This is a genomic window from Ectorhizobium quercum, from assembly GCF_026552795.1.
In the GTDB taxonomy this organism is placed as follows: Bacteria; Pseudomonadota; Alphaproteobacteria; order Rhizobiales; family Rhizobiaceae; genus Ectorhizobium; species Ectorhizobium quercum.
The window spans coordinates 209,875-229,786 of the sequence record NZ_JANFPI010000005.1 but is presented as its reverse complement, the minus strand read 5'-3'; the positions used below and the strand labels follow the sequence as shown (position 1 = coordinate 229,786).

Below are 19,912 nucleotides of genomic sequence, written 5' to 3'. Positions count from 1 at the left end.
GATGTATCGACGGTCTCGCCCTCGTACATTCGAAAAAGGGGGAGCGATGGAGAATGTTGCGTCCTGCGACGCGAGCATTCAGACGGCAGTGCTTGAGACCCTCAGCGAAGGGCTCGCCGCCGCCATCCTGATCTATGACCGAAACGATCTGCTCGTATTCGCCAGCCATTCCATCCAGCAGTTCTTTCCGGTGCCGGCCAGCGCCTTTTCCGCCGGCAGGCGTCTCAGGGATTTTCTGGGCGCCGTCTACGACAGCGGCGCATGCTTCGCTAACGGCGTGCCGCCCGACCGGACCGGCGGCCGCGAGGGCTGGCTTTCCGCCCAGATCGCCCGCCACTGGAAGGAGCGGTCCGACAATGTCGAGCGCTTCGGGCAGGACCGCTGGGTCCGCAATGTCACCCGCCGCCTGCCCACGGGCTACGGCATATGCCTGATCCGCGACGTCAGCGAGGAAACGAAGCGCGAGAACCAGCAGCGCATCGATCTGGAACGGGTGCAGCTGACCGAGGACATTCTCGACAGCCTGCCGTTCCCGATCTCGGTCAAGGATCGCAACCTCACCTACGCGGCCGTCAACCGCGCCATGTGCAGGCTCTTCCGGCGCGAGCCGGAGGACATCATCGGCCGCACCGACCGGGATATCCAGCCGCCGCATGTGGCCGCGGCTTTCGAGGCCAGCGACCGGCGGGTCATGGATACCGGCGCACCGCTGCATTTCACCGAGCGCGTGAAGGACGACGCGGGCGATGATGCCCTTCTCTTCACGCAGAAATGGCGGGTCGGAAAGCCGGGCCGTTCCTTCCTCGTCACCGTCACGCAGGATATCACCGATCTGGCGGAGGCGCCCGCCAGCGAGGGGCCGGCGGTGGTGCGCAATGGCGGCCAGCCCGTCCGCGCCCTTAATTACCAAACGCTCCAGGCCCTGCCGGGACAGCGCATCCTGCTCGTGACCGCCGACGGCGGCCTCGAAGCGCGCGCCCTGCGCGTTCTCTCCCGGCTCGGCTTCGATTCCTGCTCCGTGCGCAACGGCCGGGAATTGTCGGCGTTTCTCGATGTCGCCCGCTCGTCCCATGTGCATATCGATCTCATCGTGCTGGACAGCGACATGGATGTCGCCTGCCTCGAACTGGCGGAACGTCACGGTGTTGAGACGCTGGCGCTGGATGGCTGGCAGATCGCCAACGAACTGGCCTTTTCCATCGCCCGCGTGCTGAAGCCGCGCGACGCCGAGGCGCGCAAGGCCGATCCGCAGGAGCTTGAGGCGGCGCATGTCGTTGCCGGCAAGCCGCCCGTTCCCGAGCCGCCCGCCCCCTCGCTCGACGTGCTGGTGGTGGAGGATAACGACATCAACCGCATTGTCTTCTCCCAGATCCTGGACGGGCTCGGCTATTCCCACGTCATCGCCACCAGCGGCGAGGAGGCGCTGCGCCTGTGGCAGGAGCATGCGCCGCGCATCGTCCTTCTGGACACGACCCTGCCCGACATGCCGGGCGGCGAGGTGGCGCGCCGCATCCGCCGGCAGGAGACTGTCGACGGCGGCCGCGTGCCGATCGTCGGCGTGCTGGCGCGCGCCACCGATGGCGACCGTGAGACCTGCCTGCTCGACGGCATGGACGAAGTGATGATGAAGCCCATCAGTCCAGACATGCTCGAAGGCGTCATCCGCCGCTTCTTCGTGGAAGGCATGACCGGCGTCGCGCTCTGACGGCGCCGGCCTTTCGCCGTCCTTCGATCAGACGAAGACGTGCGAGCCCATTTCCACCACGCGATTCGCCGGCAGGCGGAAATAGTCGGAAGGGTCGGCGGCATTGTTGGCCAGCACGATGAACAGGCGGTTCTGCCAGCGCGGCATGGCCGATTTCGGATCCGGCATCAGCTTGCGGCGTCCAAGGTAGAAGGACGTGGACATGATGTCGAACTTCAGCCCGCTCTTGCGCAACTGGCCGAGCGCCTGCGACACGTTCTGGGTTTCCATGTAGCCGAAGCGCAGCTCGATGCGGCTGAATCGCTCCGATATCGTCTCGATGACGAAGGGCGCTTCCGCACCGATGCGCGGAACGTTCAGCGTGCGGATCGTCAAGATGACGTTGCGGCTGTGCAGGACGTGGTTGTGCTTGAGGTTGTGCAGCAGGGCGGCGGGCGTGTATTCCGGGTCGGAGGTCAGGAAGATCGCGGTGCCGGGCACCAGCGTCGGGGCGTTCTCGCCCGGGCGCTCCAGCGTGGCGACGAAGCTTTCCAGCGGCACGTCCGTGCGGCGGGTCTTCGCCATCAGGATGGCGGTGCCGCGCCGCCAGCTCACCATCAGAACGGTGAAGCCGCCGGCGAACAGGACCGGAATATAGCCGCCGTCGTGGATCTTGAACATGTTGGCGCCGAGGAAGACCAGTTCGAGCGCCATGAACGGGGAGAGCGCCAGAAGGGCGAGAGACCGCGGCCAGCGCCAGACGGTGCGCAGGAACTGGAAGAAGAGCACGGTCGTCACCACCATCGCCCCGGTGACGGAAATGCCGTAGGCGGTGGCGAGCTTTTCCGAACTGCCGAAGCTCAGCACCAGCCCCATCACGCCGGCCATCAGCAGGGCGTTGACCGCCGGCAGGAAGATCTGCCCGGTATTGGTTTCCGAGGTGAAGAGGATGCTCATGCGCGGCAGGAAGCCGAGATGGATCGCCTGGCTGACCAGCGAGAACGCCCCGGTGATGACGGCCTGGCTGGCGATCACCGTCGCGATGGTCGCGAGGATGACGACCGGCAGGATGCTCCATTCGGGAAACATCAGGAAGAACGGATCGGAGACCGCTTCGGGATGGCGCAGCACCATCGCGCCCTGGCCGAGATAGTTCAGCGTCAGGGCGGGGAAGACCAGCACGAACCAGGCGAGCTGGATCGGCGCGCGGCCGAAGTGGCCGAGGTCGGCATAGAGCGCCTCGGCGCCGGTCACGGTCAGGAAGACGGCGCCGAGGACGACGATGCCGAGCCAGCCTTCGGTCATCATGAAGGTGATGGCGTGCAGCGGGTTGAAGGCGGCCAGGATGCCGTAGTCGTCGGAAATGTGCAGGATGCCGCCGAGCGCCATGACGATGAACCAGAGCGCCGTGATCGGGCCGAAGAAAGCGGCAAGCGCGCCGGTGCCGCGCGACTGCATCACGAACAGCCCGACGAGGATCGCAAGCGCGATCGGCACGATGTAGCTCTCCGTGGCCGGATAGACGATCTTCAGGCCCTCGACGGCGGACAGCACGGAGAGCGCCGGCGTGATCATCGCGTCGCCGAGGAAGAGGGCCGCGCCGATCAGGCCCAGCACCATCAGCAGCGTGCCGTGGGGCGCATGCTTCTTCATCAGCAGCGCCAGAAGCGACAGCGTGCCGCCTTCGCCCGCATTGTCGGCGCGAAGCAGCAGGAGAACGTATTTGACGGTGACGATGATCGTCAGCGACCAGATGATCAGCGAGGTGAGGCTGATGATCTCCTCGCGCACCAGCCCGTCGTGGGAGATGGGCTTCAGCGCCTCGCGAAAGGCGTAGAGCGGGCTCGTGCCGATGTCGCCGTAGACGATTCCGACGGAACCGAGCGCCAGCGCGAGAAACGCGCGCAGGTCGCCCTTGCCGCCGTTCTCGGAAGAAGCATTGCGTGTCTGCATGTAGGATCAGGCTCCTGGGGCTTGTCCGGCGCGCGGGCGGAACGCGGTTGTGCGTCCGGACATGCGTAAAAACGAGAAATGAGAGCGTTCGGGGCGATTCCGCGAACCGCCGGACCGCGCCGGAGCCGGCCTTTCCGGCGAAAGACGAAAAGGAAAACGGCTGCGCAGACCGGTGTCGGCGCCGGCAGGGGAGGGTGGCGGTTTCCCGCAAGGAGGCCGCATCGCGGCGTCACTCGCGCCATAGGCAATGGTCAAGCGTTTCGAAGCTCCGCGTCTGCCCGGGCAGACGGGATTCATACGGCTTTTCCGGGGGCGAGGGAAGCCCCCTGCCGGAAGGGCCTATTCGAAGACGATGGCCGGCGGCGGCGCGATCCTGCGGCCGGCAAGGGCGGCCTGAACGCGCTCGGCGATCGCCAGGTAGGTCTTTGCCTGCTCGCCCTCCGGATCGGCGACGACCACCGGTGTGCCGGCGTCGGAAAGCGCGCGGATCGACATGGTGAGCGGCACTTCGCCGAGGAAGGGCACGCCGATGCGTTCGGCTTCCGACCGCGCGCCGCCGTGGCCGAAGATATCGTAGCGGTGGCCGGTGTCCGGCGCGATGAAGTAGCTCATGTTCTCGACGATGCCGAGCACCGGGATCTGCACCTTGTTGAACATGGTGATGCCCTTGCGGGCGTCGAGCAGCGCCAGGTCCTGCGGCGTCGAGACGATGACCGCGCCGGCCAGCGGAACCTGCTGGGCCATCGTGAGCTGGACGTCGCCGGTGCCGGGCGGCATGTCCACCACCAGAATGTCGAGATCGCCCCAGGCCACCTCGCGCAGCATTTGCAGGAGGGCCGACTGCACCATCGGCCCGCGCCAGATCATCGCCGCTTCCTCGTCTACCAGGAAGCCCATCGACATGACCTTGAGGCCGTAATTCTCCATCGGCACGATGATGCGGCCGTCGATCTGGCGCGGCCGGCCCGAAATGCCCATCAGCCGGGGCAGGGAAGGGCCGTAGATGTCGGCGTCGAGAATGCCGACCTTCAGGCCGTGCGCCTTCAGGGCGAGCGCCAGATTGACCGCGGTAGTCGACTTGCCGACGCCGCCCTTGCCGGAGGCGACGGCGATGATGCTGGCGATGCCGGGAATGCCGGGCTTTGCCGGAGCGGCGGGCCGATGCGGGGCGGGCGCGGCCGGCGGCGCCGGGCGTGCGGGCGCGGCGCCGGCAGGGGCCGCCTTGCGGTCCGCCGTCAGCGCCACCACCGCGCCGCGCACGCCCGGCAGCGCCTTGACGGCGTTTTCGGCGGCGATGCGCAATGGTTCCAGTTCGCGGGCCTTTTCCGCCGGCACGGTGATCGAGAAATAGACCTTGCCGTCGGAAATGAAGATGTCCGAGACGAGCCCGCCGGTCAGGATGTCGGCCTTCGAGCCGGGAATGGCGATTCGGGAAAGCGCCGCGCGCACCTGGTCGCTGGTAATGTCAGCCATTTCGTTCTGCCTGTCTCATTCGCACTGTGCCGCCGCCAGAGGTGGGGGCCGGTCCGGGCAAGCTGTAACGGTACGGCAGGATGCGTCAATGGCAAATTTGTGCGGAAGGCGCCGCGACCGGGCCGGTATGGCTGCGGTCAAAAAACGAACCGCCGCTTCCGGCAGGCGTATCATACACCCTCGAAAGCGGCGGTTCGGTGTCCGTATCTCTAGGTGGATACGTGTTGACGTCCCCTCTGGACCTGCCGATTAACATGCAGGATGCGTGCCAGTTTCGAGGGTGTGTCAAAAAATGTTTCGAATCAATATATTATTGTCTTTCTTCTGATGAGTGTATGTCGTCGTTCCCTTGACTGCTTAGTTTTTGTGCGGTGCAAACCTTCAAATCGGGCCGATGACCAAAAAATATTCTCCGCGCATTACTTCAGGATATTGAGCCGCATGGCCTTGGCGACCGCCTGGGCACGGTTCACGGCGTCGAGCTTGCGGGTGGCGCGGTTGAGGTAGTGATTGACGGTATGTTCCGAGAGGCCGAGGATTTCGGCGATCTCCGCGCTGGTCTTGCCGGCGGAGGTCCAGACCAGGCAGGCGACCTCGCGCTCGGTCAGCAGCTCGCGGGCCGGCGTGTCCCTGCGCTCGATTTTCTGAAGCTGGTCGTAGACGGCGATGCTGATCCAGCACAATTCCACGAGGTCGAGGGGCCTCGGCGGCGTTTCGCCGGAAAAGGCGATGGCGCCGAGCGCGCCGAAGGAGCCATGCACCGGGAACCATAGCCCGTGGCGCATGCCGAAGCTTTCGAACAGCGCGCCGTGTTCGCCCGCGGTCCGCGCGTCGAAGTGGAAAGGCCGCGTGGACTGGCGCAACTGCCGGAAAACCGGGCTGTGCGGCAGCAGCTCCTTGCGATCGTACTGGTTCAGAAGGTCCGTCGGCCAGTTGGTGATGAGCGTGCAGGCCGAAAGCTCGCTCGAGAATTCCGTCGGCCGGGCCATGACCATGAATGCCTTCATCCGACGGTCTTCGGTCAGGCGCTTCAGGAAACGGAAAACGTCGAACTGGGTTTCCAGCCCGGAAATTTCCGTCGTCGCTTTCTCCAGCCGTGCTGCGATAGCGTTATCGTCAGCGAAATCCATCAGGGTCGCACTTCTATAATCGTTCGCTTGTCGATTGGCCTTCGGAAAGAAGAGGCCGGCGGCGATGTCGCTGCCCTCGGGCGACGGGAGACGGTATCCGCCGACGGGCGGGCGGCAGAGTTTGCGCTGACGGGCTGGCCGGCAAATCCGTTTTCTGCAAACGGGACGGGACGCACGGTGCCATGCGGGCGCGGCGAAGGGTGAGGCACTTGTTCGCGAATGCCAAGCAGCGACGTGTATTTTACGGTTAACTTGGGGGTTTCCGGTCTTTCTGGCCCCGCTGGCGGCCATTTGCGCCGGCCCTACCGTTCTCTCCCGCCGCCCGCCATCTGCGCCGGATGCGATGCCGGTTCCGTCTTCGGGCAGAAATTTTTTTGGGAACGATCCTCTCGGACAGCCATTTCCCCCTTGTATCCAGTCGAGACCGGAGGGTGACAAATCACCTCGGTGAACTTGAAACATGGAGATTAAGAGATGTCCAAGACCCTGAAAATGATGACGACCGCCATTCTGCTTGGCTCGGCTGCTGCTGCACCGGTTGCCTATGCCCAGATGACGCCTGCGCCCTCGCAGGGGGCAGAAGACACCTCGCCCTCGGCCACGCCGACCCAGCCGGGCGCCGTGCCTGACGTGATGCCGTCCGCCCCGGCCACCCCGGGCGATTCCGCGGCCACGACCACGGAGACGCCGGGCAGCTACCTGACCGGCCAGGAGCCGGGCCAGATCGCCGCCACCAGCTATATCGGCCAGACGGTTCACAACAGCGCCGATGAGAGCATCGGCAAGGTGACGGACCTGATTCTCGATGGCGACCAGCGCGTGGTTGCCGCCGTGATTGGCGTGGGTGGTTTCCTCGGCATCGGCGAAAAGAATGTCGCCGTCCCGATCGACAGCATCGAGGCCGTTCGCGATCCGGAAAACGGTTCGCTGAAGCTGACGACGCTCGAAACCGCGGAAACGCTTCAGGCCGCACCGGAATTCAAGGCCGTGGTGACGCAGTAACCCCCATCGGCATGGCGCACGCCAAGTCGATACGATGGAAGGCCGGCATGACGCCGGCCTTTTTTCGTCAGTCCATTCTGTCGAGGGGGCGGACGTCCAGATTGTGGCGTTCCAGATAGGCGAGCGTCGCGGCGGCGTCGACGGGTTTGCCGAACAGGTAGCCCTGCCCGTAGCGGCAGCCGAGTGCCTTGAGCATGTCCGCTTCCGTTTGCGTCTCGATGCCTTCGGCCACCACGGCCAGGTCCAGCCCGTCGCACATGGCGATGATGGCGCGGATGATGTGCTCGCTCGCGCGGTCGGTCGCAATGCGCGAGACGAAGGCGCGGTCGATCTTGACCTTGTCGAAGGTGAAGTCGCGCAGGCGGCCGAGGCTCGACTGACCGGTGCCGAAATCGTCCAGCGAGATGCGCACGCCGGCCGAGCGCAGTTCCTCGATGATTCGATGCGCCGTGTCGGCGCTGGTCATCACGGCGGTTTCGGTGATTTCCAGCTCCAGCCGATTCGGGTCGAGGCCGACCCGCCGCAGGGTGGAGAGAATGTTCGCCGCCGTGCCCGGGTCCATGAGCTGCGCCGACGACAGGTTGAACGACAGGAACAGGTCCCGCGGCCAGGAGAGGGCGGCCTCCGCGGCCTTGCGCAGCAGCGTTTCGGACAGCGTGTCGATGAAGCCGCGTTCTTCCGCCAGCGGCACGAAGACGCCGGGCGAGACGAAGCCCAGATCCTTGTCGATCCAGCGCGCCAGCGCCTCGAAGCCCGTGGGCACGCCGTCGGCAATGCGGACGATCGGCTGGAAATGCACGTCGACGGCATCGGCGATGATGGCGTTGCGCAGCGTCTGTTCCAGTTGCGTGGCGCGCTTCATTTCCAGCGCGATCTCGTGCGAATAGACGGTGATCTGGCCGCGCCCGCGCCGCTTGGAGCGATAAAGCGCGGTCTCCGCGCTCTTCAGCAGGTCCTCGAACTCCTCTCCGGCGAACGGATAGACGGCAAAGCCGAAGGAGGCGGACAGGCGCACATTGCGGTCGCCGAGATCGTAGGGGGCGGACAGCACCTCGCGGATCATCTGCCCGATCTTTTCCGCGCCGGAGCGTTCGAAGATCAGCGGCAGGACGAAGGCGAACTCGTCGCCCTCGTGGCGCGTGACGATGGCGCCGTCGGGAATGCAGGCTTTCAGCCGGTGGGCCACCTGGCAGAGAATCTCGTCGCCAGCATCGCTGCCGAAGAGGTCGTTGATCGGTTTGAAGCCGTCGAGATTGGCAATGGCGATGGTGAACGGCGCGGGGTCGCTGGCGCGTTCCGCGGCCAGCTGGCGCACCTTGTCGCGCAGCCGGTAGCGGTTGCCCAATCCGGTGAGCGGATCGGTATAGGCCATTGTCTGCAATTCGTGCTGGCTGAGAGAATCAGCCAACGGCGGCAACGCCGACTTCATTCGGAACCTCGTGCTGTCTGGGCCCCGCAAGCATGCGCCCAATCCCTTAAGAATAACGAAACCGGCCACCCGCAGGTGGCTGGGGAAGAGATTCGGAATGCGGAGGAATGTCTTCGTGTTGGGCCGCGCAAGAGCCGTTCAATTGTGGGCAATTTGAGGCGCGAATGAGATTTTTCGGGTCATATGCGTTGATTTGGCACGATATTTGCCTCAAAAATTGACCCTGTGCGCCAAACGGGCGGAAATCTTGGCTTGCAGCGCCTTGCGGTCAAGTGCCGGGTGCGGACGTTAACCTCGTATCAAGGTTAACAGCATATTTCTTGCAGGAGTTTCCGGTGGGTTCCTGTGGGGTACTTGCGTTGTCCGTCAAGCGTAACAAGGATCGCGGCCGTTCCGCGTCTCTCGAGAAATGGCTGTCGCCCGCCGTTTTCGGCGTTGCCGCCTGGCTGGTTTTTCCCTCCGTGGCCGCCAGGGCCGATCTGGCGGCGCTGCTGACGGGCGCCGATGGCGGTGGCTCCGCCTGGCGCATGGTGCTGACGGATTCGCCGGCCGGCTCGCTCCACCGGTCCGAGCTGACGTTCGCCGACCTGTCCAGCGCCCCAGCGCTGGCGGGCAATTCCGGCATCGCCCTGCCGAACGGCGAGCGCATCGCCATGTCGAGCGGCCGCAAGGGCGAAGACGGGGTGACGCCCGACGAGGAGCGCGTCAACCGCTCCGCCAAGAAGGGGCGGGTGATGGCCGTCGAGCAGGTCCGGCCGCCGCGCAGTTTCACGGCGGGCGCGATCAGCGATCAGCGCGCCGGGCTGATTCTCGGCGCCCCGGCCGAAAAGCTGGAGCGCGTCGCCCTCGTCAAGCCGGACGCGGCCCGCAAGGTGGAGGTGGCGACCTTCTATCGCGCCCGCCCCGACGTTCCGGCCACGGCGTTGCCGTCCGCCATCGCCAGCCTCGTCACCAATAACGTGCCCGACAGCCTGGCCACGGCCTATGCGCCGCCCGCTCCCGACTTTGCAAGGGAATCGCCGTTCGACGCCATCCTGCGCGACGAGAGCGCAGGCCGCTTCGTGCCGAAGATCGGCCCGGGGGATCACGCCTGGGCGGCCAGCGTGCTTTCGCCCTCCGTCTTCAGTGCCGCCGAGCAGAAGTGTCTGGCCGAGGGCATTTATTTCGAGGCGCGTGGCGAAACCGTGAAAGGGCAGGCGGCGGTCGCCCAGGTCATTCTCAACCGCGTGCGCAATCCGGCCTATCCGAAGACCATCTGCGGCGTCGTCTACCAGAATGTGGACTGGACCAACGCCTGCCAGTTCTCCTTCGCCTGCGACAAGATCAAGGACGTCGTGACCGAGCCGGACCGCTGGAAGATCGCCCGCGACGTGGCGATGGCCGTCACCGCCGGAAAGATCTGGCTGGCGGAAGTGGGTTCGTCCACCCATTACCACGCCACCTATGTCCGGCCGCGCTGGGCGCGCACCATGAAGAAAATGGGCCGGATCGGCCTTCATGTCTTCTACAGAACCTATGGTGGTGGGTGGATATGATCCGTTCGCGGGCGGCCGGATCGGCCGTTGCGCGCCGATTCTTGCGGAAAGAATGGCCGTTTTGCGGCGTTTGAGACTTAAGTCTATGTTTTTCCCTGTTTAATTTGTGTTGAATCAAGGGCGGTCAATGCCTTGACTATGCGGGCGCTCAAAACTATGGTGCGCCCGACTTCAAAACGGGTAAGAAGGTATCAATCCTTGCCGTTTGCGCGTGCTTGGCAGGCTGAACAGGCGGAGCGGAAATGCCGGAAGACCGGGAAGACAGTCTTGACGAACGTCGCAAGCGCCTGGGTGCAAGCCTGAAGCGCATCAGGACCGACGAGACGATGGAAGCGAAGGCCGAGGCCAGCTCCGAGGAAAGCCGTAAGGGTTTTGCCGTGGCGATGAAGCTCTCGAGCGAGTTCATTTCCGCCATCGTCGTCGGTGCTGCGCTGGGCTGGTTCGTCGACTGGTATTTCGGCTGGACGCCGTGGGGCATGATCTTTTTCCTGCTTCTCGGTTTCTGTGCCGGTGTTTTGAATGTTCTGAGGGCGACGGGCGCCGTGCCGACGAGGCTGGCGGACACCCCGAGGGACAAGACTGACGACAGTAACCGGGACGGCGCATAGGCGCGGTTTCCGGGAAATGGTTCCGCCCTCGGGCGAGCATAGCGAGAGAGGCCTTTCAAGGTGGCAGACGATCCGACCCATCAGTTCGTGGTTTCCCCCATTGTTCCGATCGAAATCGGCGGTATCGATTTCTCCTTCACCAATGCTTCGCTGTTCATGGTGGCCACTGTCGCCTCGGCATCCGCTTTCCTCTATCTGTCGACTGCCCGCCGCGGGCTGATTCCCGGCCGCGCCCAGTCGGTGGCGGAAATGTCCTATGAATTCATCGCCTCGATGCTGCGCGAGGGCGCCGGAACGCAGGGGATGAAGTTCTTTCCCTTCGTGTTCTCCCTCTTCATGTTCGTGCTGACGGCCAATCTTCTCGGCATGGTGCCGTACTTCTTCACCGTCACCAGCCAGATCATCGTCACCTTCGCGCTCGCCCTGCTCGTCATCGGCACCGTCATCGTCTACGGTTTCTACAAGCACGGGACCGGCTTCCTGCATGTCTTCATGCCGCCGGGCGTGCCCGCCGTTCTTCTTCCGCTCGTATCCGCGATCGAGGTCGTGTCCTTCCTCTCGCGTCCGATCAGCCTTTCCGTCCGTCTTTTCGCCAACATGCTCGCCGGCCACATCACGCTCAAGGTGTTCGCGGGCTTCGTCGGCTCGCTTGGTGCGCTGGGCGCACTCGGCGTCGGCGGTGCGATCCTGCCTCTTCTGATGACGGTCGCCATGACCGCTCTCGAGTTCCTGGTTGCTTTCCTGCAGGCCTATGTCTTTGCGGTGCTGACGTGCATGTACCTCAACGACGCCGTGCATGGGGGAAGCCACTAAGGTCCACGTTAGGCGCCGCCGGCATCCCGGTTCGTGCGCCGCACAATCCAGCCGCAACAACCATTCTAAAGGAGTTCTTACATGGAAGCGGAAGCAGCAAAGTTCATCGGCGCAGGTCTGGCTTGCCTTGGCATGGCTGGTACGTCCCTCGCTCTGGGCAACATCTTCGGCAGCTACCTGACCGGTGCCCTGCGTAACCCGTCCGCCGCCGACAGCCAGTTCGGCCGTCTGGTGTTCGGCTTCGCCGTTACGGAAGCTCTGGGCATCTTCTCGCTGCTCGTTGCCCTTCTCCTCCTGTTCGCCGTCTGATTTTTCGGCGGGAGTTCGGATCACGGCCGGCCTGAAGCGCTTGCCGTGATCCTTTGCATCCGAGAATACACCTGGAGGTGAGCATGTTCATCAGCCCGGCATATGCACAAACTGCGCCGGACGAGGGAGCGACGCATACGGAAACCGGTACCGCCCACGAAGGCGCGTCCGGCGTTTTCCCGCCCTTCGACAGCCAGACCTATCCGTCCCAGATCCTGTGGCTGGTCATCACGTTCGGCCTGTTCTACGTGCTCATGCAGAAGGTCATCGCGCCGCGCATCGGCAGCATTCTGGAGCAGCGGCATGACCGTATCGCCCAGGATATCGACGAGGCCGGCCGCCTGAAGGCAGAAGCCGACGCCGCCGTCGAGACCTATGAAAAGGAACTGGCGGAAGCCAGGGCCAAGGCAGGCGAGATTGCCGCCGCCGCCCGCGACGACGCCAAGGCCAAGGCCGATGCCGAGCGCGCAGCGGTGGAAGCCGACCTGACGGCCAAGGTCGCCGCCGCCGAGGCCGGCATCGTCGAAATCAAGACCAAGGCGCTGGCCGAGGTTGGCACCATTGCCGAGGAGACGGCCTCCGCGATCGTCGAACGGCTGATCGGAACCCCGGTTTCCGAAGGCGAGCTGAAGGCAGCCGTCTCTGCCGCCAAGGAGGCCTGATCCCATGACGTTCGATGCAACATTTTTCGCATTCGTCGGCCTCATCCTCTTCTTCGTCCTTCTCGCCTTCCTGAAGGTTCCGGGCAAGGTCGGCAAGTCGCTCGACGAGCGCGCTCAGAAGATTTCCGAGGAACTGGCCGAGGCCAAGCGCCTGCGTGAAGAGGCGCAGCAACTGCTCGCCGAATACCAGCGCAAGCGCAAGGAAGCCGAAGCCGAAGCGGCCGGCATCATCGCCGCCGCCGAACGCGAGGCCACCGCGCTGACCGCCGAGGCCCGTCAGAAGACCGAGGAATTCGTCGTCCGCCGCAATGCGCTGACGGAGCAGAAGATCAAGCAGGCGGAAACGGAAGCGGTCAATGCCGTCCGCGCCGCCGCCGTCGATCTGGCGATCGCCGCCGCCGGCAAGGTTCTCGCCGGCAAGGCCGATGGCGCTGTTCGCGACGAGCTGTTCCGCAATGCTGTCGGCGAGGTGAAGACGCGCCTCAACTGAGACGCCTTCTTTTCGAGGATACAAAGCCGGTTGCGAAAGCAGCCGGCTTTTTCATTGGAGCAATTCCAGGAAAAGTGTGAAGCGGTTTTCCGTTTGGAATTGCGCAAAAACAAAGAGTGAGATCATTTCAACGTTTCCATGAAACGCTGAAATGATCCAGGGGAGCCGGGCCATGCGGGATGAAAAGGCGCTGTACGATCTGGCCGCGGCATTGCGCCGGTTCATGCCCGATCTCTGGCGGGAATGGCACATGCGGGCCGGAAGTCCCCTGCCGTCGCCGCTTTCCACCGATACCTGCGGTCGGACGAGCCTCGTCCTGCAAGGCGTGCTGGCGGATGCCGGCTTTCAGGCCGTCTGGCGTAGCGGCGCGGCCGATGCCGGTTGCGGCTTTTTCGACGGCGCGCGCTGGCGCAGCCATTCATGGATCGAATGCGGGCCGTTCGTCGTGGACATTACGGCCGACCAGTTCGGCGCCGCCCCGGTTGTCGTCGCACTGGTGACGGACGGGCGTTACAGGCCGGGCGGCGGTGATCGCGCCTCCGGGGCGGCCAGGTTGAACCGGCGGCGCTGTGCCGATACGGCCCTGCTGCGCTGGCGACAGGCGGTCGCACCGGGTCGCGAATCGGGCTGACGCGCCTATTCCTTGCGCAGCGGCCGGAAACTCATGCGGTGCAGGGCGCAGGGGCCGGTCTGCTCGATGGCGGCCCGGTGCCCGGCCGTCGGATAGCCCGCATGCTTTTCGAAGCCGTAGGCCGGGAACACGATGCCGGCCCGCGCCATCAGCCGGTCGCGCGTCACCTTGGCCAGAATGGAGGCGGCGGCGATCGAAACGCTGCGCGAATCGCCCTTCACCACCGCCTTGCCCGGCAGCCCGGTTCCCGGCGGAAGGTCCCTGCCGTCCGAAAGAACGAAGCGCGCGGCCACCGGCAGGGAAAGAATCGCGCGCCGCATTGCGTCGAGGCTCGCCTTGCGGATATCGGTTGCATCGATGCGCGCCGGCCCGGACGACGCGATGGAAACCGCAAGTGAGGTTTCGAGGACAAGGCTGAACAGCCGTTCGCGCTGCGCCTGCGAAAGCCGCTTGGAATCGTCGAGGCCGGGCGGGATGTTGTCGGGATCGAGAATGACGGCGGCGGCCACGACCGGCCCGGCAAGAGGGCCGCGGCCTGCCTCGTCCGTCCCGGCGACGGGCCAGCAGCCGAGCGCCTTCGCTTCCAGCTCGAAACTGAAATCGGGACCGGCGGGTTTCACGGCGGCGGGGAGCCCGGCAAGGAGCGGCGGAGAATCGGGGGGCGTGCGGCGTCTCATGCGGTATCAGTCGCACGCTCCCCCGATCTTCTGCAAGAGCCTCCGGCCGCGTGGGACCCATGCGGTGGACCGTGACGCGGCCGGAGGCGGCGGGGCGAGGCGGTGGCGTGCTCGACCCCGAACCGGTCCGGCCGAGGCGGCAGCCGGATCGGACACCGGTCCGCGATGGCGGCGCGGACCGGAATGGCGTGCCTCCCGGAGGGGAGGCGTGAAATGCGCAAGCGGCCTCAGAGCAGCGAAAGCTGCACGCCGCTGCCGTTCGGTGGAACGAAGAGATCGTCGCGCATGTGTATGCCGCGCCGATGCAGTTCCAGCCGCTTGGTGACCAGCTCGAAACGGCGGCTGATCTGCCAGGCATAGGGGCCGGCCCCCTTCATGCGCTTGCCGAATTCGGCGTCGTAATCCTTGCCGCCGCGCATGGAGCGGATCAGCGACATGACGTGCCGGTAGCGATCCGGATAGTTTCGCAGCAGCCAGTCGCGAAACAGCGGGCTGACCTCCAGCGGCAGGCGAAGCAGCACATAGCCGGCCTCGCCCGCGCCCGCCGCCTTGGCGGCTTCGAGGATGCGCTCGATCTCATGGTCGTTGAGCGCCGGGATGACGGGTGCCGCCATGACGCTCACCGGAATGCCGGCGGCGCTCAGCGCCCGGATCGCCTCCAGCCGACGGGCGGGCGTCGAGGCGCGCGGCTCCATCAGCCGGGCGAGCTTGCGGTCGAGCGTCGTCACCGAAATGCCGACCTTGGCAAGCCCCTGCGCGGCCATGCCGGCAAGAATGTCGATGTCGCGCATCACCATCGCGGATTTCGTGACGATGGCGACGGGATGCCGGGCGGCCGCCAGCACTTCGAGGATCTGGCGCATGATGCGCCACTCCTTCTCGATCGGCTGGTAGGGATCGGTATTGGTGCCGATGGCGATGGTGCGCGGCTTGTAGCCGGGTTTCGACAATTCGCGCTCCAGAAGCCGCGCGGCGTCGGGCTTGGCAAACAGCTTCGCTTCGAAATCCAGCCCGGCCGACAGCCCCATATAGCTATGGGTGGGGCGGGCGAAGCAATAGATGCAGCCGTGCTCGCAGCCGCGGTAGGGATTGATGGAGCGGTCGAAGGGAATGTCCGGCGATTCGTTGCGGGTGATGATGGTGCGGGGCTTTTCCACCTGCACCTCGGTGCGGAACGGTTCGAGCGATTCCAGCGTCTGCCAGCCATCGTCGACATCCTCTTTTGCCTGGGGTTCGAAACGGCCGGACGGATTGAGTGCGGCTCCCCGGCCGCGCCGCCGCTCGCCATCGACGCGCAGGCCGGAAGCGTCGATCAGCGCGTCGGCAATATCCGCCGTATTGGCAGGCGCGAATGCGGCCTGCCCTGTCAGGGACGACTGGTTCATGCGGTGGGCTCCGGCGAGGCTTCCTCTGCCTCGATGATTTTATTCCTACCGCTGAAAACGGAACATTGCAAGAACAAAAATGCGGAATTGGCCAATGGTGTTTCAGATGGCGTTTCGGGTTGCGATGCGATAAATGTGACACATGCTGACTGTGCTGATGGAATGCCGCGATCAGGAACCCGAACTCGCCCAGAGCCTTGCCGTGCTTGTCGCCGGCGCGGTGGAGGGGCTGGTCAGCGATGTCGTCGTTCTGGACCACGGTTCGAAGGACGGCAGCGAGCGGGTCGCCGACGCTGCGGGATGCCGCTTCCACAGCGACTGGAACCTGGGCGACGTGCTCGGTACGGTACGCGGCGAATGGCTGCTTTTGATGGAAGCCGGAGCGCGCCCCCAGTTCGGCTGGGTCGACGAGCTGTCCGAATATGTGACGCTCAACCGCGATCCGGCCCGCTTCTCCCCCTCGCGCACCTATCGCCGGCCGTTGCTGAAGCGTCTCATGCAGCCGTCGCCGCCGCTCGAAACCGGCATCGTCCTGTCGCGCAGCCAGGCGCTTTCCGTGGCGCGGGCGGATATGAAACTGTGCGAACTGGCGCGTGGCCTCAAGTCGCGCCGCTTGTCGAGCGAGATGATCCCGGCCTGGGCGGCCCGCAGTCCCCGTTAAAGCTGAAACGCTCTGACGTCAGGGTTTGCGGCGCAGATGCTCGTCGAGCCGCTGCATGATTTCCACGAAATTGCAGGGCGTGTGGCGGTAATCGAGCTGGTCCCGGAGAATGCCGTCCCAGCCGTCCTTGCAGGCGCCGGGCGAGCCGGGCAGGCAGAACACGAAGACCGTGCCGATCAGCCCGGCGGTCGCCCGCGACTGGATCGTCGATGTGCCGATCTTGTCGAAGGAAATGCGGTGGAAGACCTGCGAGAAGCCGTCCATGCGCTTGTCGAACAGCGGTTCCAGCGCGTCCGGCGTCACGTCGCGGCCGGTGAAGCCGGTGCCGCCGGTGGTGATGACGACATCTGCCGTCCCGTTTTCGATCCAGCCGAGCACGGTCGCGCGGATGCGCTCGCGGTCGTCGGGAACGATCGCGCGGGCGGCAAGGCGATGGCCGGCGGCACTGATGCGGTCGGCGAGCGTCTGGCCGGACCTGTCGTCCTCCGGCGTGCGGGTGTCCGAAACGGTCAGCACGGCGATGTCGAGCGGAATGAAGGGGCGCTGCGGGGCGTCGCTCATGTCTCGTCTCCCGAAACGGTGGTCAAGGCCTCGACGAACCAGCCGGGCTGGGCGGTGCGCAGGTTGCGTTCCGCGGCACGCGCCGCCTCACGGCTCTCGTAAAGGCCGAAACAGGTGGCGCCGGAGCCGGACATGCGGCAGAGCTGCGCGCCGGTCAGCCGCAGCAAGGTCTGGATGATGCCGATCTCCGGCACGCATTGCCGCGCCGGAGCTTCCAGATCGTTGCGCTGGCCGGCCAGGAATTCGCTCCAGTCCGGCAGGGAGAACGAGCCGGGCAGGGCATCCATCGGCGGATTGTCGCGCCGGTCGAGCCGGCGGAAGATGTCGGGTGTCGAGACCGGCTTCAGCGGATTGACGAGCAGAAGATGAAGCGAAGGCAGGCTCGGCGCCGGCGTCAGCTTCTCGCCGATGCCGCGGGCGACGGCCGGCCGGCCGGCGAGGCACATGGGTACGTCCGCACCCAGCCGGAGCGCCAGCGCGCCGAGCGCTTCCGCGTCGCTCTCCACGTTCCACAGCCGCATCAGCGCCCTCAGCGTCGCGGCCGCATCCGCCGAACCGCCCCCGATGCCGGCGGCGACGGGCAGGTTCTTTTCCAGATGCAGGGCAACCGGCGGAGCCGCGCCGCCGGCCTCGATAACGGTTGCGCGCAGCAGGTCGCGGGCCTTGAGGGTCAGATTGTTGCCATCCGTTTCCAGCCCGCCGGAAAAGGGGCCCGAGAGCATGAACGCATCCGCGTCCGCGATCCGGGCGCTCACGCGGTCGCCCCGGTCGGCGAAGGTCACGAGACTGTCGATCAGGTGATAACCGTCAGCGCGCTGCCCGATGACGTGCAGCGCGAGATTGATCTTCGCCGGAGCGATTTCGGCCGTCTGGTCCACGGATCGGCTTATTCGGCCGGGGGAACGATCAGGATCTGACCGGGCGCGAGGCGGTTCGGATAGCGTTGCAGCGCCGGATTGGCCCGGATGAGTTCGATGAAGCGGTTTCCGTCGCCATAGACCTTGACGGCGATCTTCCACAGCGTGTCGCCGGGCTCGACCGTGTAGGTATCCTCCGGCGCGCTTTCGGCCTTTTCCTTTTCGGCGGCGAAGGCGGCGCGGGCGGCCGCGGCCTGCGCGACCTCTTCCGGCGTCAGTTCCGGCAGGCCGTTCTTGATCTTTTCCTCGATCTTCGGGATATCGGCCAGTTCCGGGTTCAGCTTGAGGGCGTTCTGCCACTGGAAGCCCGCCTCGAGCCGGCGGCCGACGCGCCAATAGGCATCGCCGAGATGGTCGTTGATCGTCGCGTCGCCGGCGCGCAGCGAGGTGGCGCGCTCCAGTTCCTCGACGGCCTCGTCGAACCGCCCAAGGCGGTAATAGGCCCAGCCGAGGGAATCGACGATATAGCCGTCATCGGGGCGCAACTCGACGGCCTTGCGGATCATCTCCAAGCCCTGGTCGAGATTGCGGTTCATGTCGACCCAGGAATAGCCGAGATAGTTCAGGACCTGCGGCTGGTCGGGGTTGAGTTCCAGCGACTTGAGGAAATTCGGCTCGGCCTTGTCCCATTCCTTGAGGCGCTCGTAGGCGATGCCGCGCTGGAAGAAGATCGACCAGTTCTGCGGCCGGGCGTTGTTGCCGATCACTTCGACGGCCTTGTCGTAGTTCTCGGCCATCGCCTTGTAGTCCTTGGCCTCGGAAAGCACGCTGCCATAGGAAAGATAGCTGCGCAGATCGGTCGGATCGGCCTCGATCAGCGATTTCAGGTGCGAGCGCGCTTCCTCGACCTCGCCCGTCTGGGCGAGCGCCAGGCCGAGTTGCAATTCGGAAACCCGCCGCATCGGCGAGTTTTCCGGCACCTTGCGATAGTACTCGATGGCTTCCGCGGGCCGTTCCAGGTTTTCGGCCAGCCCGCCGAGCAGGATCAGCGTGTCGGCGCTCTGCGGGTCAAGCGCATGCGCGATCTGAAGGTAGAGGCTGACGACGTCCTCGGCACCCGGACGGTTCAGCGCGCCGCCGACAGAAAAGAGAACCGCGCCGGCGCCCTGCGCGGCATCCTTGACCTGCTGTTCCTGCGGCTCGTCCTGCTCGATGGCCGAGCGCAGCGCCTTCAGCGGTGCGTAATTGGAAATGACGGCCTCGCCGGCGGAGATGCTGTCGAGCGCCTTCTGCTTGTTGCCGGCGGCGGCTTCGAGCCGCGCCAGCGCCATGACGGAGCGCATGAACGTATCCGGCGCCGTGCCGGCGCCTTCGCGGTCCGTCACCGCCGCTGTCAGGAAACGGCGCGCCTTGTTCTGGTCGCCGGCCACGATGGCGATCGCGCCCGCATGGTAGTTGCGGAACAGGGCGTACCAGTCCGGCCCGCGCAGTCTTTCGAGCTGGGTGAGCGCTTCCGCGCCCTTGCCGGCGCCGGTCATGGACCATGCGGCCAGCAGGGAATTCATCAGCCGGTCGAGATCGTTCGGTCCGTTATATTTGAGGATCGCGTCGGCGGCGGCATAGTCCTTGCGGCGGATGGCGTCGGTCGCGCGCACCACGGTTGTCACGCGCTCGAAGGCCTTGCCGGTCTTCAGTTCCTCGGCGAGCTTGGCGCCTTCCTCGAAATCGCCGCTCATCAGCAGCGTGAACATCAGCCGTTCGCGGATCTCGACATGGCCCGGCTCGAAGGCCAGCGCTTTCCTGTAAAGCGCGGCGGCCATCTTGTAGTCCTTGTCGGTGTCGGCATTGCCGGCGGCCAGCAGCGCGCCCGAGAAGCTGTTGATGCTGTCGGGATCGAAGGTGCCGGTTTCGACCGTTTCCGGCTTCTCTTCCTGGGCATGGGCGGGAAGAGAGGTGAAACCGACAAGCAGGGCGAGCGCCGTACCGGACAACAAGCGAATGGCGGAACCTTGCCGCATGGAAAAGCCTTTCATCAGAAGTCACCGGCTGGTG

Annotated in this window: 18 protein-coding genes and 1 pseudogene; 10 read left to right on the top strand and 9 right to left on the bottom strand. The window is 65.3% G+C overall.

The genetic code is table 11. The features are described from left to right. Positions 1 to 88 precede the first annotated feature (88 nt). Positions 89 to 1,705 carry a response regulator gene (locus tag NOF55_RS16185; RefSeq protein ID WP_306410056.1) on the top strand — a complete coding sequence of 539 codons (1,617 nt, stop codon included), beginning with the start codon at positions 89 to 91 and terminating at the stop codon, positions 1,703 to 1,705. A 27-nt stretch (positions 1,706 to 1,732) separates the two neighbouring features. On the opposite strand, the gene NOF55_RS16180 is transcribed toward NOF55_RS16185, so the two are convergent. The 3 genes from NOF55_RS16180 to NOF55_RS16170 form a co-directional block, all read right to left on the bottom strand. Next, positions 1,733 to 3,637, bottom strand: coding sequence for a potassium transporter Kup (locus NOF55_RS16180; protein WP_306410057.1), 1,905 nt, complete (start codon positions 3,635 to 3,637; stop codon positions 1,733 to 1,735). 339 nt (positions 3,638 to 3,976) lie between these two features. After that, positions 3,977 to 5,110 (bottom strand): iron-sulfur cluster carrier protein ApbC, encoded by a 1,134-nt coding sequence (gene apbC, locus NOF55_RS16175; protein WP_306410058.1) that lies wholly within the window; start codon positions 5,108 to 5,110, stop codon positions 3,977 to 3,979. Between the two features lie 419 nt (positions 5,111 to 5,529). Continuing rightward, positions 5,530 to 6,240, bottom strand: a complete 711-nt coding sequence (locus NOF55_RS16170) for a LuxR family transcriptional regulator (protein WP_306410059.1) — start codon at positions 6,238 to 6,240, stop codon at positions 5,530 to 5,532. Between the two features lie 474 nt (positions 6,241 to 6,714). Between NOF55_RS16170 and NOF55_RS16165 the strand changes: the two genes are divergently transcribed. After that, the gene (locus NOF55_RS16165; protein WP_306410060.1) at positions 6,715 to 7,242 is read left to right on the top strand and encodes a PRC-barrel domain-containing protein; all 528 of its coding nucleotides are present in this window, start codon (positions 6,715 to 6,717) and stop codon (positions 7,240 to 7,242) included. Positions 7,243 to 7,309: 67 nt separating this feature from the next. Here the strand turns inward: NOF55_RS16165 and NOF55_RS16160 are convergent, their stop codons facing one another. Continuing rightward, entirely contained in the window at positions 7,310 to 8,671 is a 1,362-nt protein-coding gene (locus NOF55_RS16160; RefSeq protein WP_306410061.1) for a putative bifunctional diguanylate cyclase/phosphodiesterase, read from the bottom strand. Between the two features lie 359 nt (positions 8,672 to 9,030). On the opposite strand from NOF55_RS16160, the gene NOF55_RS16155 reads away from it, so the two are divergent. The 7 genes from NOF55_RS16155 (at position 9,031) to NOF55_RS16125 (ending at position 13,719) form a co-directional block, all read left to right on the top strand. Beyond that, positions 9,031 to 10,206 carry a cell wall hydrolase gene (locus NOF55_RS16155; protein ID WP_306410062.1) on the top strand — a complete coding sequence of 392 codons (1,176 nt, stop codon included), beginning with the start codon at positions 9,031 to 9,033 and terminating at the stop codon, positions 10,204 to 10,206. A 242-nt stretch (positions 10,207 to 10,448) separates the two neighbouring features. Beyond that, positions 10,449 to 10,814 (top strand): AtpZ/AtpI family protein, encoded by a 366-nt coding sequence (locus NOF55_RS16150; RefSeq protein WP_306410063.1) that lies wholly within the window; start codon positions 10,449 to 10,451, stop codon positions 10,812 to 10,814. Positions 10,815 to 10,874: 60 nt separating this feature from the next. Beyond that, on the top strand, positions 10,875 to 11,627 hold the full coding sequence (locus NOF55_RS16145; protein WP_306410064.1) for a F0F1 ATP synthase subunit A: 753 nt from the start codon (positions 10,875 to 10,877) through the stop codon (positions 11,625 to 11,627). An 81-nt stretch (positions 11,628 to 11,708) separates the two neighbouring features. Beyond that, complete coding sequence (locus NOF55_RS16140; protein WP_183793373.1) at positions 11,709 to 11,936, top strand: F0F1 ATP synthase subunit C; 228 nt, start codon at positions 11,709 to 11,711, stop codon at positions 11,934 to 11,936. 83 nt (positions 11,937 to 12,019) lie between these two features. Beyond that, entirely contained in the window at positions 12,020 to 12,598 is a 579-nt protein-coding gene (locus NOF55_RS16135; RefSeq protein ID WP_306410065.1) for a F0F1 ATP synthase subunit B, read from the top strand. Positions 12,599 to 12,602: 4 nt separating this feature from the next. Continuing rightward, a complete protein-coding gene (locus NOF55_RS16130; RefSeq protein ID WP_306410066.1) occupies positions 12,603 to 13,088 on the top strand; it encodes a F0F1 ATP synthase subunit B in 486 nt (161 codons plus the stop codon). 172 nt (positions 13,089 to 13,260) lie between these two features. Continuing rightward, the gene (locus tag NOF55_RS16125; RefSeq protein WP_306410067.1) at positions 13,261 to 13,719 is read left to right on the top strand and encodes a hypothetical protein; all 459 of its coding nucleotides are present in this window, start codon (positions 13,261 to 13,263) and stop codon (positions 13,717 to 13,719) included. Between the two features lie 5 nt (positions 13,720 to 13,724). On the opposite strand, the gene rnhB is transcribed toward NOF55_RS16125, so the two are convergent. Both rnhB and NOF55_RS16115 read right to left on the bottom strand, forming a co-directional pair. Next, on the bottom strand, positions 13,725 to 14,396 hold the full coding sequence (gene rnhB / locus NOF55_RS16120) for a ribonuclease HII (protein ID WP_306410068.1): 672 nt from the start codon (positions 14,394 to 14,396) through the stop codon (positions 13,725 to 13,727). Positions 14,397 to 14,623: 227 nt separating this feature from the next. Beyond that, complete coding sequence (locus NOF55_RS16115; protein ID WP_306410069.1) at positions 14,624 to 15,781, bottom strand: PA0069 family radical SAM protein; 1,158 nt, start codon at positions 15,779 to 15,781, stop codon at positions 14,624 to 14,626. A gap of 142 nt (positions 15,782 to 15,923) precedes the next feature. Here NOF55_RS16115 and NOF55_RS16110 point away from each other — a divergent pair, with 142 nt between their 5' ends. After that, the gene (locus tag NOF55_RS16110; RefSeq protein ID WP_306410070.1) at positions 15,924 to 16,442 is read left to right on the top strand and encodes a glycosyltransferase family protein; all 519 of its coding nucleotides are present in this window, start codon (positions 15,924 to 15,926) and stop codon (positions 16,440 to 16,442) included. A gap of 18 nt (positions 16,443 to 16,460) precedes the next feature. Here the strand turns inward: NOF55_RS16110 and moaB are convergent, their stop codons facing one another. The 3 genes and pseudogenes from moaB to NOF55_RS16095 all read right to left on the bottom strand — a co-directional run. After that, entirely contained in the window at positions 16,461 to 17,003 is a 543-nt protein-coding gene (gene moaB / locus NOF55_RS16105) for a molybdenum cofactor biosynthesis protein B (protein ID WP_306410071.1), read from the bottom strand. Continuing rightward, the gene (locus tag NOF55_RS16100; protein WP_306410072.1) at positions 17,000 to 17,881 is read right to left on the bottom strand and encodes a 4-(cytidine 5'-diphospho)-2-C-methyl-D-erythritol kinase; all 882 of its coding nucleotides are present in this window, start codon (positions 17,879 to 17,881) and stop codon (positions 17,000 to 17,002) included. Before NOF55_RS16100 ends, moaB begins: the two co-directional genes overlap by 4 nt. A gap of 176 nt (positions 17,882 to 18,057) precedes the next feature. Beyond that, positions 18,058 to 19,878: pseudogene (locus NOF55_RS16095) on the bottom strand (tetratricopeptide repeat protein); the annotation flags it as partial. Positions 19,879 to 19,912: the final 34 nt, after the last annotated feature.

Bases quoted from the DNA above. Each gene is read 5' to 3' on its own strand.
- NOF55_RS16180 (WP_306410057.1), bottom strand. From the start codon at position 3,637: ATGCAGACACGCAATGCTTCTTCCGAGAACGGCGGCAAGGGCGACCTG.
- apbC (WP_306410058.1), bottom strand. From the start codon at position 5,110: ATGGCTGACATTACCAGCGACCAGGTGCGCGCGGCGCTTTCCCGAATC.
- NOF55_RS16170 (WP_306410059.1), bottom strand. From the start codon at position 6,240: ATGGATTTCGCTGACGATAACGCTATCGCAGCACGGCTGGAGAAAGCG.
- NOF55_RS16165 (WP_306410060.1), top strand. From the start codon at position 6,715: ATGTCCAAGACCCTGAAAATGATGACGACCGCCATTCTGCTTGGCTCG.
- NOF55_RS16160 (WP_306410061.1), bottom strand. From the start codon at position 8,671: ATGAAGTCGGCGTTGCCGCCGTTGGCTGATTCTCTCAGCCAGCACGAA.
- NOF55_RS16150 (WP_306410063.1), top strand. From the start codon at position 10,449: ATGCCGGAAGACCGGGAAGACAGTCTTGACGAACGTCGCAAGCGCCTG.
- NOF55_RS16140 (WP_183793373.1), top strand. From the start codon at position 11,709: ATGGAAGCGGAAGCAGCAAAGTTCATCGGCGCAGGTCTGGCTTGCCTT.
- NOF55_RS16135 (WP_306410065.1), top strand. From the start codon at position 12,020: ATGTTCATCAGCCCGGCATATGCACAAACTGCGCCGGACGAGGGAGCG.
- NOF55_RS16130 (WP_306410066.1), top strand. From the start codon at position 12,603: ATGACGTTCGATGCAACATTTTTCGCATTCGTCGGCCTCATCCTCTTC.
- NOF55_RS16125 (WP_306410067.1), top strand. From the start codon at position 13,261: ATGCGGGATGAAAAGGCGCTGTACGATCTGGCCGCGGCATTGCGCCGG.
- rnhB (WP_306410068.1), bottom strand. From the start codon at position 14,396: ATGAGACGCCGCACGCCCCCCGATTCTCCGCCGCTCCTTGCCGGGCTC.
- NOF55_RS16115 (WP_306410069.1), bottom strand. From the start codon at position 15,781: ATGAACCAGTCGTCCCTGACAGGGCAGGCCGCATTCGCGCCTGCCAAT.
- NOF55_RS16110 (WP_306410070.1), top strand. From the start codon at position 15,924: ATGCTGACTGTGCTGATGGAATGCCGCGATCAGGAACCCGAACTCGCC.
- moaB (WP_306410071.1), bottom strand. From the start codon at position 17,003: ATGAGCGACGCCCCGCAGCGCCCCTTCATTCCGCTCGACATCGCCGTG.